Origin of the sequence: Marinobacter sp. (genome assembly GCF_048266785.1) — a bacterium.
Lineage (GTDB): Bacteria > Pseudomonadota > Gammaproteobacteria > Pseudomonadales > Oleiphilaceae > Marinobacter.
Window position 1 is genome coordinate 13,251 of record NZ_JBLWYX010000020.1, and the last position, 14,627, is coordinate 27,877.

10 protein-coding genes are annotated in these 14,627 nt (G+C 55.5%); 7 read left to right on the forward strand and 3 right to left on the reverse strand.

Annotated elements, in window-relative coordinates:
- Positions 1-289 precede the first annotated feature (289 nt).
- On the forward strand, positions 290-1,759 hold the full coding sequence (gene mltF / locus ACN0V1_RS18970) for a membrane-bound lytic murein transglycosylase MltF (RefSeq protein ID WP_417546526.1): 1,470 nt from the start codon (positions 290-292) through the stop codon (positions 1,757-1,759).
- A 3-nt stretch (positions 1,760-1,762) separates the two neighbouring features.
- On the opposite strand, the gene ACN0V1_RS18975 is transcribed toward mltF, so the two are convergent.
- Entirely contained in the window at positions 1,763-2,248 is a 486-nt protein-coding gene (locus ACN0V1_RS18975; protein WP_417546502.1) for a regulatory protein RecX, read from the reverse strand.
- Between the two features lie 142 nt (positions 2,249-2,390).
- Here ACN0V1_RS18975 and ACN0V1_RS18980 point away from each other — a divergent pair, with 142 nt between their 5' ends.
- Positions 2,391-4,859 carry a DUF349 domain-containing protein gene (locus tag ACN0V1_RS18980; RefSeq protein ID WP_417546503.1) on the forward strand — a complete coding sequence of 823 codons (2,469 nt, stop codon included), beginning with the start codon at positions 2,391-2,393 and terminating at the stop codon, positions 4,857-4,859.
- 45 nt (positions 4,860-4,904) lie between these two features.
- Here the strand turns inward: ACN0V1_RS18980 and ACN0V1_RS18985 are convergent, their stop codons facing one another.
- Positions 4,905-5,168 carry a late competence development ComFB family protein gene (locus tag ACN0V1_RS18985; protein ID WP_417546504.1) on the reverse strand — a complete coding sequence of 88 codons (264 nt, stop codon included), beginning with the start codon at positions 5,166-5,168 and terminating at the stop codon, positions 4,905-4,907.
- Positions 5,169-5,377: 209 nt separating this feature from the next.
- On the opposite strand from ACN0V1_RS18985, the gene ACN0V1_RS18990 reads away from it, so the two are divergent.
- The 4 genes from ACN0V1_RS18990 (at position 5,378) to ACN0V1_RS19005 (ending at position 12,064) form a co-directional block, all read left to right on the forward strand.
- Entirely contained in the window at positions 5,378-6,586 is a 1,209-nt protein-coding gene (locus tag ACN0V1_RS18990) for an acetyl-CoA C-acetyltransferase (RefSeq protein ID WP_417546505.1), read from the forward strand.
- 32 nt (positions 6,587-6,618) lie between these two features.
- A complete protein-coding gene (locus tag ACN0V1_RS18995; RefSeq protein ID WP_417546506.1) occupies positions 6,619-8,769 on the forward strand; it encodes a 3-hydroxyacyl-CoA dehydrogenase NAD-binding domain-containing protein in 2,151 nt (716 codons plus the stop codon).
- Positions 8,770-9,104: 335 nt separating this feature from the next.
- Complete coding sequence (locus tag ACN0V1_RS19000) at positions 9,105-11,276, forward strand: carboxy terminal-processing peptidase (RefSeq protein WP_417546507.1); 2,172 nt, start codon at positions 9,105-9,107, stop codon at positions 11,274-11,276.
- On the forward strand, positions 11,276-12,064 hold the full coding sequence (locus tag ACN0V1_RS19005; RefSeq protein WP_417546508.1) for a helix-turn-helix domain-containing protein: 789 nt from the start codon (positions 11,276-11,278) through the stop codon (positions 12,062-12,064). Before ACN0V1_RS19000 ends, ACN0V1_RS19005 begins: the two co-directional genes overlap by 1 nt.
- Here ACN0V1_RS19005 and mtnA read toward each other — a convergent pair.
- Entirely contained in the window at positions 12,053-13,150 is a 1,098-nt protein-coding gene (gene mtnA, locus ACN0V1_RS19010; RefSeq protein ID WP_417546509.1) for an S-methyl-5-thioribose-1-phosphate isomerase, read from the reverse strand. The two genes, ACN0V1_RS19005 and mtnA, sit on opposite strands and share 12 nt — an antisense overlap.
- Before the next feature lie 136 nt (positions 13,151-13,286).
- Here mtnA and ACN0V1_RS19015 point away from each other — a divergent pair, with 136 nt between their 5' ends.
- Positions 13,287-14,627 (forward strand): TRZ/ATZ family hydrolase, encoded by a 1,341-nt coding sequence (locus ACN0V1_RS19015; protein ID WP_417546510.1) that lies wholly within the window; start codon positions 13,287-13,289, stop codon positions 14,625-14,627.

Consider the following 14,627-nt stretch of genomic DNA (forward strand, 5'->3'; position numbering starts at 1 on the left):
ATTCTGAGAAGGCGCACATGATACTTGAAAGCAGTGCCGGGATACAGCGTGGAAACGTTATTCCCTTGACGTACAATTAACATTGTTTTGCATAGTTCTTGATCAACTTTATTGACCCCTCTTCCAGCAGCAGGGATTATTAGGATGTGGACATGGAGACCACGCCCGAAAAGACACCGGATGCCGCCAGCAAGTTTGCGTGCATCCCGATGATCCAGCGGTAACGGAGAACAGGGACTTGCCCAGAATCCTGACTGCACGCTATGCAGCGACGGCCTATAAATATCTCATCGCTTGCACCTTCGCCCTGCTGACCCTCTCCGGGTGCAGTCAGCCAAGCACGCTGCAGGAAATCCGGAACGAGGGTGTGTTGCACGTTATTACCCGGGTTGCACCATCCATATATTACGAAGGGCGCAACGGGCCAACCGGTTATGACTACGAGCTGGCCAAGCTCTTTGCTGAAGAACTTGGCGTTAAACTCCGGCTCCGGGTTGCCGAGGACAACACGGAAGTGCTTTCCGTACTATCCAAAGACTTTGCCCATATCGGCCTGGCTGGCCTCTCTGCGCAACCCTTGTTCGAAAACCAGTACAAAACGCTTCCGACCGGCATCAAAGCCCAGTCCATCGTTGTCTACAATCGCGACGTGGAACGCCCAGAGACTCTTGGGGATCTTGCCGGCCAGACCCTGCATCTGGTCTCTGACAGCAATCATGAGTATCAGCTACAGGCCCTTACAGACACAGCTCCTGATATCCATTGGCAGGTTCATCCCGGCCTGGATGCCGCCGGTGTTCTTGCTCGCGTCGAGACCGGCGAGCTTTCTTACGCGATCGTCTCCTCCAATGAACTTGAGCTTAACCACGTATTTTTCCCTCAGGTAAAACAAGGCTTTGCCCTTGGCGATGCCAAGGAGCTGGCATGGCTGTTCCCGGCAAATCAGGACGACTCACTGATTACCGCAGCAAAAGCATTTATCGAGAAATTGCAGGCTGACGGCACCATCGCGCAGCTCGCTGAACGCTTTTACGGCCACCTGGACCACCTGAACTATGTGGGCGCCCGTACGTTCATGCACCACGTGGAAAACCGTTTGCCCAACTACGAAACCCTGTTCAGGGACAATGCGTCGATATTCAGTATGGACTGGCGTCTGCTCGCCGCCATTGGCTACCAGGAGTCACACTGGCGCCCCAATGCGGTCTCGCCAACCGGTGTCCGGGGACTGATGATGCTGACGCGCAACACCGCGAACTACATCGGTATCAATAACAGACTGGACGCTGAAGAAAGCATTCAGGGCGGGGCCAAGTATTTCCGCATGGTCCACGAAAGAATTCCCGAACGCATCGCTGAGCCGGATCGAACCTGGTTTGCTTTGGCCTCTTACAACGTAGGCTACGGGCACCTGGAAGATGCCCGCAGGTTAACTGAAGGTGCTGGCAAAAACCCTGACCGCTGGATGGATGTTAAGGAATTTTTGCCTTTGCTGGCGCAGAAGGAATGGTACAAGAAGACCCGCTTCGGTTATGCCCGTGGCCACGAGCCTGTCCTCTATGTGCAGAATATCCGCCGTTACTATGATGTGCTCGCCCGGATGATGAAGCCGACTGAAGAAATCGCTACTACAGACTCGTCATTTGTCGACTTGGAGCAGGGCTCTGAAGGCAGCTCTACTGGCCAGTTGTCAGAAGACGGGGCTGACATGCGAGCCGGCCTGCCCCCTGAGCTGGGAATGATACCGCCAACACTTTGACGCTTACATGCGAGAATCGTCTGGCTCACTGACCTCTAGCGCCCGTTCCACCTGGCTTGCAGAGAATCCACGACGAGTAAGGAAGCGGGCTTGACGCACCGTCTCATCCCAATCGTCTCTCAGGTCCGACAAGCCGAAACGCTTCTCCCTCAACAAAATCGCATTGCGAATCCAGTCTGCATCGGCAAGCTCTTCAAGGCAGCCCGGAGACTGATGAATACCGCGCTGCTGGAGTTCCGCCAGCACTCTCAGGGGGCCGTAGCCGAGATCAATCCGCTGACGTGAATAAACATCCGCAAAGCGATTATCATCCAGCCAGCCCTCGCGCTCATAATCATCCAGGACCCTTGAGATAACCGGGCCATCAAGCTTGCGTTGTCGTAATTTCAGCGTCAGTTCCTGGCGACTGTGTTCGCGGCGGGCAAGCAGCCTCAGCGCCACCGAGCGCGCCTTGTACTCCTGATCGTCACTATTTTCCTGTTTTGCCATTCAGCCCTTCCCGCAAACGCTCACAAAACGCTAGACTAGCCCCAATTTCAACCGTCGGCGCGGATTTCCGAATCTCCGACGACCGGTGCCGGAATACTTTGCCCGACACCGCAGACTGGTTTCAATCCCAAAGGACATCTTCATGGCTGCATTCCTCCAGAAACTGTTTAAATCCCGCAAATCCACCACCGCAACTGACCGCAAAACCAAAACTCAAATGCAGCCGGTTGCCCCCCCAGTGGAGGATAAGCGTGCAGAGCTAAGGGAAGAGCAGCTTCAGGCGCTGCAAGCGACCCCGACTCAGGAAGTCGCTGCCGGTCTCGCGATTGAAGGTTTAACAGCGGACATCCGGCTCAGGGCGGTAAACCAGCTTCAGGAAGCAGAGCTCCTTACACGCGTCCAAAAGCAGGCAAAAGGCCGAGACAAAGGTGTCTATCAGGTTGTGCGGCAAAAGCTGCAGGTTATTCGGGATGAGCAGACTCGCCAGGAAGCTGTTTCCGCAACCATAGCTGCGCTGATCCGCAATGCCCACGACCAGGCAAAAAGCGACGACACGAACCTCTATGGAGCCCGCCTGGAAACGCTCATGAACCAATGGGCCAGGGTAGAGACCAGCGCAACGCCGGATCAGCTCAGTGAGTTCTTGCAGTCGGCACACCGCTGCCGGGAACGCCTTACCGATATGGAGGCTGCCCGGGTCGAAGAGCAACGCCAGCGTGAACAGCAGCTTCAGCGCAATGAGACTCTGGTTCTTATAGCTCGAACCCTCGAAGACTTGCGCCATCAACCTGCCGAAGAGCTCGCCTCCCTCGCCTCACTGGACGCGCTTCAAAAAACCCAGGAAAACCGATGGATTGAGGCGACCCGCGACACCCAGGTTGAAAAGCAACAGCAGAAAACCTACGAAGCGTCGATGATGATACTGCGTAACTATATTTCTGCGATCCGACAGATAAGCCAGGCAAAAGATTCGCTTCTCGCCCTCTCTGCCACTGTTGAACAGGAAGAGGCTAGCCCGGAAGACCAGGAGCGCGCTCGGGCTCTGCTAAACGAAATCGACTGGCCTCAAGGCTTTCTGGCTCCGGATCTACTGGAGCCCGTGCACAAGCTGGCTGGAAAGCCCAAAGCTCCGGTTGATGCAAATGATGACTCGAAGCAGCACCAGGCTTCAGCCGATAGCCTGAAAACATCTCTGGATCAGCTGGAAAGCGCTCTTGAAGCCAAACAGCTGAAAGAATCCAGACAGCTTATGAAAACCGCGCAACAGTATTACAAAGCGCTTGATCATCGCCATGGCAAGGGCTTTCAGGCACGCATGCAACTGCTTACCGGTCAGCTCCGAGAACTGACGGACTGGCAGGGATTTGCGACCGAACCCAAGCAAGTGGCGTTATGTGAGCAGATGGAACATCTGGCAGAGCAACCGATTGAGCCGGAAGCGAAGGCAGAACACATAAAAGAACTTCAGAAGGAATGGCAGGAGTTGGGTGGATCGTCAGACCGCACTCTGTGGTCTCGTTTCAAGCAGGCATCCGACAAAGCCTATGAACCCTGCAAAACCTATTTTAAAGCCAAGTCTGGCTTGAAGCAGGCGAACCTGGAAAAGCGCAAAACCATTTGTGCCGAGCTGGAGCATTTTGTTAACGGAGCAGACTGGAACACGGTCGACTGGAAAGCTGTCGACCGTATTTTGCAGACTGCCCGCCAGGAATGGAAATCTGCCTGGCCTATAGAGTTCCGGGACAACCGTCAGGTGCAGAAACAATTTGACGATTTGCTTAAAAAGCTGGAAGCCCCTATTGATCAGGAGCGCCTGAAAAACGAGGCCCTGAAACAGGCAATCGTCGAACAGGCACAGGCTTTGACTGAACACGAACCCCTGCAAGAGGCGATGAACAAAGCCAAAGCACTGCAATCAGACTGGAAGGCCGTTGGCATTACCCGCCACCGGGAAGATCGCAAACTGTGGCAGGCATTCCGCAAAGCCTGCGATGAGGTGTTTGCACGCCGCGACTCCGAGCGTTCGGAACAGCAGCAAGCGTCGAAAGAGGCAGACTCATCCGCGGAAACGGTGTTGCAACAGGTAGCCGGTGTAAGCTCCGATCAGGACGCTCAGTCGCTGGAGCAGGCGGCGGCAGCACTGCGCGGCCTCGATGTTGCGCAAGTATCTGCCGGGGTTAAAGAGCGGGTCCAGCAAGAGAAACAACGCATAAGCCAGGCTGTGGCCGCCCAAAAACTCAGAACGGGCATATCGGAATGGCAAGCGTTTGTGCTTGCCCGCGCAGCGGGCGAAGCACCTGCAGATCGTGATTTCCCCGGCAAGTGGGCCGCGCTTGCAGAAAGCGCAGGGGCGCTGGATGATCAAGAACTGGTTATTCGTGCAGAAATCCTGGCCGGCGTGTCATCACCCGAAGAAGACCAGAACAAGCGGATGGAAATACAGGTTCGGCGCCTGGCGGAAGGCATGGGTTCAGCAGAAAAAGCTGACAGCGCGCTCCAGAACATCGAAGCCCTGGTCGCCAGTTGGTGCATTCAGTCGGCGGCCCAGCCTGCCGACCCGGCTCTGGCAAGCCGTTTGAACAACGTCCTGAACAATCTGATCGCTAATTGATCGTCCCTTGATCAATACCTGATCAGAACCTGAGCACTGAGAACATCACTCCCGCTGATGCTCCCTGACAAACTCCCTGGCGCCCTGAACAGCAGCCAGGGATTTCTCTTTCATACCCCTGAGCTCTTCGTCAGCCAGATAAAACATCATATCAATGGTGTGCCTGTAATAGCGTGGTGGTAGCCGGTTCAGGGCAACGCACATCACGTCCGTCAGAAAATCCGCAGTATCCCCCGGCTCCCTCGTTGCATCAGTGGCGTCCAGTACCAGGCGTTCGTAAAAATTATCGATGGCATCTCTGAAAGACATGGCTCTGTGCCTCCTGATTCTGCATGGGAACCTCTGAAAGCCCCCACCTGTACCTGAACAATAGAACCCCCGGCCTCACCTGTCATGGTCTCTGAGCAATTCCGCCAATCCGATTGGCAGGCCGCGTCATTACCCTCAGTGCTATCAACGAGCTATGGTGATGTCTCTTACAGGTAAATCACAAAGCAATAATCATCAGAGGAAAAGCAATGACCACCGAGGCGTATATCTTCGACGCGGTCCGCACTCCCAGAGGGCGTGGAAAGAAAGACGGATCACTGCACAGTGTAAAACCCATTACCTTACTGACCACGGTGCTCAATGCGCTGCAGCAGAGAAACAATCTGGATACCGCGCAGGTGGACGACATCGTGATGGGGTGTGTCACTGCCGTTGGTGATCAGGGCGCTGACATCGCTAAAACCGCAGCCTTGGCAGCCGATTGGGACGAAAAGGTGGCGGGCGTAACTTTGAACCGGTTCTGCGCCTCGGGCCTGGAAGCGGTTAACATGGCCGCGATGAAAGTGCGTTCAGGCTGGGAAGATATGGTCGTTGCCGGCGGCGTGGAATCCATGTCCCGCATACCTATGGGGTCCGATGGTGGCGCCTGGGCGATGGACCCGCACACCAACCTGCATACCGGCTTCATGCCTCAGGGTATTGGCGCAGACCTTATTGCAACCCTGGAAGGCTTCAGTCGCGAGGACGTTGACGGTTTCGCGGTAAGGTCCCAACAAAAGGCGGCCAATGCCTGGAAGCAGGATTACTTTTCCAAGTCGATCATTCCCGTCACAGATCAGAACGGCGTAGTGATCCTGGATCGCGACGAACACGTGAGAGGAGATACCACGGTTGAGTCCCTCTCGGGCCTCAAGCCATCCTTCCAGATGATGGGCGAAATGGGCTTTAACAGTGTCGCCAGTGAAAAATACCACTACGTCGAGAAAATCACTCACGTGCACCACGCCGGCAACTCGTCTGGCATGGTGGATGGCGCTACCGGCATTCTCATTGGTAGCGAAACAAAGGGTAAGGCTATGGGTCTCAAGCCCCGTGCCCGCATCGTTGCAACTGCGGTCACCAGCACCGACCCGACCATTATGCTAACCGGCCCTGCTCCGGCGACCCTGAAGGCACTGGAAAAAGCCGGCATGACTGTTGATCAGATTGATCTTTTTGAAGTGAACGAAGCCTTTGCCTCCGTGGTAATGCGCTTCCAGAAGGAGCTTTCGGTTCCGGATGAAAAAGTGAATGTGAACGGCGGCGCAATCGCTATGGGCCACCCCCTTGGCGCTACAGGCGCAATGATTCTGGGCACTCTGCTGGATGAACTGGAGCGCCGTGAACTGCGCTTTGGGCTGGCGACGCTTTGCGTCGGCGGCGGCATGGGCATTGCCACCATCATTGAGCGGGTCTGAACCCCACACTTTTTCTGTAAGGAGAACCGATTATGAGTGCCATCCGTTATGAACTGGGTTCAGATCAGATTCTGACCCTCACCATCGACATGCCGGGTCAGTCCGCGAACACCATGAACGCGGCATTCCGGGAAGCCCTCAACGAAACCGTCAGTAAGGTTCAGGGCGACCTCGAAAACATTCGCGGTATCATCATTACCTCTGCCAAGAAAACCTTCTTTGCCGGTGGCGACCTGAAAGAACTTCACAAAGTTACCCGCGACGACGCCGAAACCTTTGAAGGCATGGTCAACGGCCTGAAGGCCCAGATGCGGGCACTGGAAACCTGTGGCAAGCCCGTGGTCGCGGCAATCAACGGTACTGCGCTGGGTGGCGGTTTCGAAATCGCCCTCGCCTGCCACCATCGTATAGTGCTGGACAACAACAGCATCCAGCTGGGACTTCCGGAAGTAACGCTTGGCCTGCTTCCCGGCGGTGGCGGTACTCAGCGCCTGCCTCGAATGATTGGCCTGGAAGCGGCGTTCCCGCTTCTGATGGAAGGCAAAAAACTACGCCCTTCTGCTGCCCTGAAAGCCGGCATTATCGACGAGTTGGCGGACTCCCCGGAAGACATGCTGGCCAAGGCTCGGGCGTTTATCGATGCCAACCCCAAATGCCAACAGCCCTGGGACAAGCAAGGCTTCAAGCTGCCAGGTGGCGCGCCCCACCACCCTGCCATGGCACAAAAGCTGGCGATTGCGCCCGCCATGTTGAAGCAGAAAACCAAAGGCTGTTATCCGGCGCCTGAGCGCATTATGGCTGCGGCTGTGGAAGGCGCCCAGGTGGACTTCGATAACGGCAGCCTGATTGAAACCCGCTATTTTGCTGAACTGGTGATTGGTCAGGTCGCCAAAAACATGACTGGCACCTTCTGGTTCCAGCTGAATGACATTAATGCCGGTGGCAGCCGACCTGAAGGCGTGGAGAAAGAGAGCTTCAAAAAGGTTGGGGTACTGGGTGCCGGAATGATGGGGGCAGGCATCGCCTACTCCACCGCCAGCCGTGGCATCAAGGTGGTGCTTAAAGACGTTTCTCTCGAAAATGCGGAAAAAGGCAAAAGTTACTCTGAAAACCTGCTGGCGAAACAAGTCAGCCGCGGCCGCATGACCGAAGGGAAGAAAGCAGAAGTTCTGAGCCGCATCAAGGCAACAGACTCTGACGCCGATCTGGAAGGTTGCGACCTGATGATCGAAGCCGTGTTTGAGGACAGCGATCTGAAAGCCAAGGTTACAGCCGAGGCCGAGCCGAAGCTGGCTAACAACGGCATTTTTGCATCAAACACCTCCACCATTCCCATTACCCAGTTGGCAGAAGCTTCCACCAAGCCGGAAAACTTCATTGGGCTGCATTTTTTTTCACCGGTAGACAAAATGATGCTTGTGGAAATCATTGTGGGCGAGAAAACCTCAGACGAGACTCTGGCGCGAGCATTCGATTACGTTCAGCAGATCGGCAAGATTCCCGTGGTTGTAAACGACAGCCGTGGCTTTTTCACTTCCCGCGTGTTCGGCACCTTTGTTAACGAGGGAATCAGTATGCTGGGTGAAGGTATTCACCCGTCCAGCATCGAGAATGCCGGTTTGTTGGCCGGCATGCCTGTGGGCCCACTGAGCATCTCCGATGAAGTCAGCATGACTCTGATGCAGCACATCCGCAGCCAGAGTAAAAGGGATATGGAAGCAGCCGGTGGCATCTGGAAACCACACCCGGCAGAGGCGATCATCGATCAGATGGTTGACGACCACGGGCGCAAAGGCAAGGCTGCCGGCGCCGGTTTCTATGAATACCCTGCCAAAGGCAAGAAGTACCTGTGGCCAGAGCTTGAAACTCTGTATGTGGATAGCGAAAAAGCCCGGAAAGTGAAACTGCAGGAACTGAAAGATCGCATTCTGTTCATTCAGTCAATTGAGACCATTCGTTGCCTGGAAGAAGGCGTGTTACGCACCGTGGAAGATGCCAACATCGGCAGCATCTTCGGGATCGGATACGCGCCCTGGACCGGCGGCGCCATACAGTTTATCAACCAGTACGGCGTGAGGGCCTTTGCAGAGCGGGCCCGAGAGCTGACGGCCGCCTATGGCGAGCGTTTTGCACCACCGGCACTGCTGCTTGAGCATGCTGAACAGGACAAACCCTTTATCTGAATTGGCTGAAAGGCGGAGGGGCGGCCCCTCCGCCGCACTATTTAACCGCTACCTGGCAACAGCGCTATCTGCAACTCTCTCAATTCGCAGTGCTTTCAAGAAACAGCAAGTATCGCCATTCACGGCACTGCCCGTACGCGAAATTAACTTTCAACCGACTGAAATAGAATATATTTCCAGAGAAAACGTGACAAGTTATGGACATATTGTCACGATCCGATACGTCATGCCTATAGCAACGGGTGTAGCCCTTGCCTACAATAAATCTATCAGCCCACGGGTAAACCGGTTCCAGATCCGTCTGGCAGGCACCCAGTATCGTCAGGTATGTCTATATGACCATCGCGGAAAAAACATCTGTCCGTCGCGCGCCGCTAAAAGCCGGCAGGATGGGTGTGTGCAAAGCGCTCACCGTTGCCCTGCTGCTTTCAACACCTTTCGGCATTCAGGCGAAAGCGACCGACACAGAAGCCTATACTCCGGTTGCCCCAACCATTGATCAGGCACGCGCCAACATACTCATTGCCAGGCAACTGCAGTTCACCCATTTCCGTGATCTGGGTATCAGCGACAAGCTCTCCGGCGATGTGTTTGATGCTTACCTGAATTACCTCGATGGCCAGCGGGTCTATCTGACGGGCAGCGATATTCAGACACTCGGCCGAGTCCGAAGCCGGCTGGGATCTGCCCTTAAAACCGGCCAGCTACAGCCCGGATTTGATATCTACAACCTGGTTCAACAGCGTGTTATCGAGCGCCTTCAGTTTGCGCTTGAGACCCTTGATGACGGCATCGAAAATCTCGATTTCGACACCAATGAAAGCATTCTTCTTGATCGCTCAGAAGCGCAATGGGAGCCGGACGAAAAGGCACTTGATGAGCTGTGGGTGAAACGCATCAAAAATGCGGTGCTTGCGCAACGACTCAACGGCACAGACGACGAGGCCATCACCGACAGCCTGAAGCGTCGTTATGAAGGCCAACTGAAACGTGCCTATCAGGCTCGCAGCGAAGATGCTTTCCAGGCCTACATGAATGCCTTTACCGGCATGTGGGACCCACATACCTCCTACTTTTCGCCACGCACCTCCGAGAATTTCAATATTAACATGAGCCTTTCACTCGAAGGCATCGGTGCGGTTTTACAGGCGGATAACGAGTACACCAAAGTCGTCCGACTGGTTCCGGGCGGCCCAGCGTCCAAGCAAGGCCAACTCCAGCCTGCAGACAGAATCGTGTCGGTTATGCAGGAGAACGAAAAACCGGTCAACGTGATCGGCTGGCGCCTTGATGAAGTAGTCGACCTTATTCGCGGCCCACGTAACTCCGTGGTGACGCTCGAGGTAGTTCCGGCCAGCTCAACCGATGAAACCGTAACGAAATCCATTGCCATCAGCCGCGATGAAGTCAAGCTGGAAGAGCAAAGCGCCAGCAAAGATACCATCGAGTTTGAGCGCAATGGTCAGGAATACACCGTTGGTGTGATTACCATCCCTACGTTTTACGCGGATTTTCGCGCCATGCAGGCTGGAGACCCCAACTACAAGAGCACTACCCGCGACGTCCGCAAATTGATAGCGGAGCTGCAACAAGACGGCGTAGACGGTTTGGTAATGGATCTGCGCAACAATGGCGGCGGCGCGCTGCACGAAGCCAACGACCTGGTTGGCCTGTTTATCGACACGGGCCCCACCGTGCAGATTCGCAACTCCAGCAACGAAGTTCAGGTGCTTAATGACGACGATGCGTCAGTTGCCTATGACGGGCCTTTGGTTGTGCTTACCAACCGCATGAGCGCCTCGGCATCAGAAATTTTTGCGGGTGCAATCCAGGATTATGGCCGCGGCCTGGTGGTTGGCTCGCAAACATTTGGCAAAGGCACAGTGCAGGCCGTTCGCCCGCTCAACCACGGCCAGCTCAAGATTACCCAGTCAAAGTTCTACCGTGTGTCCGGGGGGTCAACTCAGCACAAAGGCGTGATTCCGGATATCGAAATCCCTTCACGTATCGACAAAACCCGCATTGGTGAAGATGCACTCGATCATGCCCTGCCCTGGGATCAGATCGACGCCGTTCCTCATGCCCGGTATTTTGATTTCAGCGGCATTATTGATGAACTCCGTAAACGTCATGAGGATCGCTTTGCCAGCAGCCCGGACTTCAGCCTTCTTCAGCAGGAGATCAATTTCCTCAAAGAGCAGCGTCAAAGAGATACCGTAAGCCTCAATCTGGTCGAGCGCACCTCTCAGCAGGAGCAGATCGGTCGCACCCGGCTGGCCATTGCCAATGCGCGCCGGGAACTGCGTGACGAAGAGCCGTTCGAGTCTCTGGAAGAGCTCGAGGACTGGCAGGACCTGCAAGCTGCAGACCTGGGTTCTACCGATGAAGAGCTGGATTTTGTGATTCGTGAAGGCGGCGACATCATGGCGGATATGCTCGAACTGGATAAGCGAATGGCTTCTATTCTCACTCCACAACAGTTTGCTGCTCAGGCTGAAGCACGGTAATGAGCGAGAAGAACGACAAACTGGTCAACAAAGACCAGGAAAGTCAGAACAAGGCCCGCGTTCTGCAGGGCATGCTGCTGGATGCACTCCATGCTATGCGCTCGCTGGAAGAGGTTGATGATCTTCGCAAGCCGGCAGCAACGGAAAAGACGCCAGAAGGCCTTATTGACCGGCTGGCCAGCCTGACCGGATCGGCGTTCCGCTTGGGCGCGCGCGCGACCGATACATCCTTGCGGGTCGGTCGCGCGCTCATCAACTCTCAGGATCAGCTCCGAACCATGTTGGCCGCTGGCCGATCCCTGAAAGATATACGGGAAGTGGCCGGGCTGACGCTATCGGAGATGAGCGAAGCTCTTGATCTGCGCGACAAGTCCGTTCTTGAAGCCATTGAGAACGGAACGGCCACGCTGTCCTTCGAGCTGATTCTCCGCCTGGCGGCATTGATTGCACGGAACGATCCCATTCCTTTCATCATGCGCACCACCCGGAATTACAATCCGGAGGTCTGGCAGATCCTGAACGACTGGGGCATAGGCAGAGTGCCTCTGCAATTCGAGCGGGAGCGGGAATTTATCAATATTTTCCGTCGGCATGACTCCGCACGCACTCTCTCAGACGAAGGCTTCCACAAAGTGCTGGAATTCACCCGACAGAGTTTCGAAATGTCTCTGCACTTTGCGGAAGATCAGGAAAAGCAGGTTGCGGAGCTCCGCGCCAGCTTAGAGAACCCGGAGAACAAGCCGGCTGAAGACAAGGCTCTCACCGGGAAGAAGCCCTCATCCAAATAAGTCTCGCATCCCTTGGACATCCGGATTCCGCACGGCCCCCTTCTCAGTGATGATGACGTCAATCAGGTTTGCAGGCGTCACATCAAACACCGGATTGAATACCGGCACACCTTCCGGAGCCAAAGGGATACCGCGTATCTCACGAACTTCGCCGCCATCACGCTCCTCAATCGGTATGTCTGAACCAGACTCCAGAGCCATGTCCACGGTACTTGAGGGCGCGACAACCATAAACCCGACCTTATGAAACCGTGCCAGCACCGCAAGGCTGTAGGTGCCAATCTTGTTAGCCACATCGCCGTTAGCGGTAATCCGGTCAGCACCTACAATGATCCACCGAACCTCGCCCGCTGCCAGAATGGCCGCCGCAGCGCCATCGGCATTCAAAGTCACCGGAATACCATCCCGCATCAGCTCCCATGCCGTAAGGCGGCTGCCCTGAAGCCAGGGTCGGGTCTCGTCTGCATAGACCCGTTTGAGCAACTTATTTTCATGGAGCCGGCGAATAACACCCAGCGCGGTGCCATAGCCACCGGTTGCAAGCGCACCTGTATTGCAGTGGGTTAGAACCGAAATGGGAGCAGGATTGCCGACGCCTGAAGACAGCCCCATTGCCTCAAGGGCGTGCTCTGCCATTGACAGGTTTGCAGCAATATCTTCCTCATGAATCGCAACCGCTTCATCGGACAGCTGTTTCTGCGCCTCAGAGAGAGAGCCGCAGCCGTCAAACACTCGCGCCATTCGCTGCAGGGCCCAGAAAAGGTTCACTGCCGTTGGCCGGGACAAGGATAATTCGCGCATCGCCCGGTTGATTTCAGCTTGCCAGTCTTCGCCCTCTGCGCGGCCGGCGGCCAATGCCACACCGTAGGCTGCACTGATACCGATAGCCGGCGCACCGCGTACCACCATATCCTGGATACATTGTGCAACGCCGGAAGCGCTTTTCAGGGTTATCCAGTGCTCCTGAGCCGGCAAAAGGCGCTGGTCCAGTAATTCCAGGCTACTGCCATGCCACTTCAGCGCGACCGTGCCTGAGGCATCAGAAGAAGGGACACGTAGGGGAGTAGATTCCCTGGAATTAGTCATTGTATAGCTCCGATTTCATAACGCTGAAAACGGCCAGTATAACGGTTATACTCCCGGGCTACATTTCATTATCCGGCGGCCCTGTGCACATTTTGTGCTCAACCAAATTCGTCGCCGGCACTGCAAGGCAGGGTTAATGACGGCAGATACCATTACCGCAGCCGATATTCGCATCAACGCCCGTTGGCTGATTCCGATCGAACCGCACGGCGTCGTGCTTGAGCATCAGGCTGTAATCATACAGGACGCCAAAATTGCAGCTGTGTTACCCGTGGCGCAGGCAGATCGCGAGTTTCGTACCCGTGAGACGATTAACCTGTCCCACCACGTGGTTATGCCCGGGCTGATCAACATGCACGGCCATGCGGCCATGTCATTGTTTCGCGGAATGGCAGATGACCTTCCGCTGAGTACCTGGCTTAATGATCATATCTGGCCCGCAGAAGGTCGTTTTGTCAGCGAACAGTTTATTGCCGACGGCACTCAGCTGGCCATGGCAGAAATGCTGAGAACCGGCACGACCACTTTTTCAGATATGTATTTTTTCCCGGAGATTGTCGCCCAAATGGCTCACGACACCGGCATGCGCGCACAGGTGTGCTTTCCGTTACTGGACTTTCCCACGGTTTGGGGCGCGGGACCTGATGAATATCTCAGCAAAGGCGGTGCACTGATCAATAGCTGGAAAGGTGACAGCTACATCATGCCCGCGATCGGCCCACATGCGCCTTATACCGTATCTGATGGACCCCTGACCAAAGCCGTCGCGCTCTCCGAAAGAACCGGTGTACGCATCCAGATTCACTTGCATGAAACCGAATTTGAAGTGGCGGAGGCCGTGGAAAAACAGGGCAAACGCCCCGTCGAACGACTTGCGGAGCTCGGCGTTCTTGGGCCCGGAACCCAGTGCGTTCACATGACCCAGGCCAGCGACTCGGACATTGCCCGGCTCGCAAACACAGGTGCGCACGTTATCCACTGCCCTGAATCCAACCTCAAGCTCGCCAGCGGCCTGTGCCCGGTCCACAGGCTTATGGAAAGCGGTGTAAACCTGGCAATTGGAACAGACGGGGCCGCCAGCAACAACGATCTGGACCTGTTCGGCGAAACCCGCACCGCTGCCATGGTTGCGAAAGTGGTCGCCAGCGATGCAGCCGCTCTTTCTGCGCACCAAGCTCTGCAGATGGCGACACTCAACGGTGCCAAAGCGCTGGGCCGTGAACACGAGCTGGGCTCACTGGTGGCGGGCAAGCTGGCCGACCTTATCGCCATCGATCTCAGCGATCCGTTTATTCAGCCGGTTTATGACCCCGCCTCTCATCTGGTTTACAGCAACCACGGTCGTGCAGTAACCCATAGCTGGATTAACGGTGTACCTCAGGTACAGGATGGAAAATTGACGCGCATAGATGTTCCGGATCTTATGCTTCGTGTAGAAGACTGGGCCGGGAAAATCCGAGAACAACAGGCTGACTAA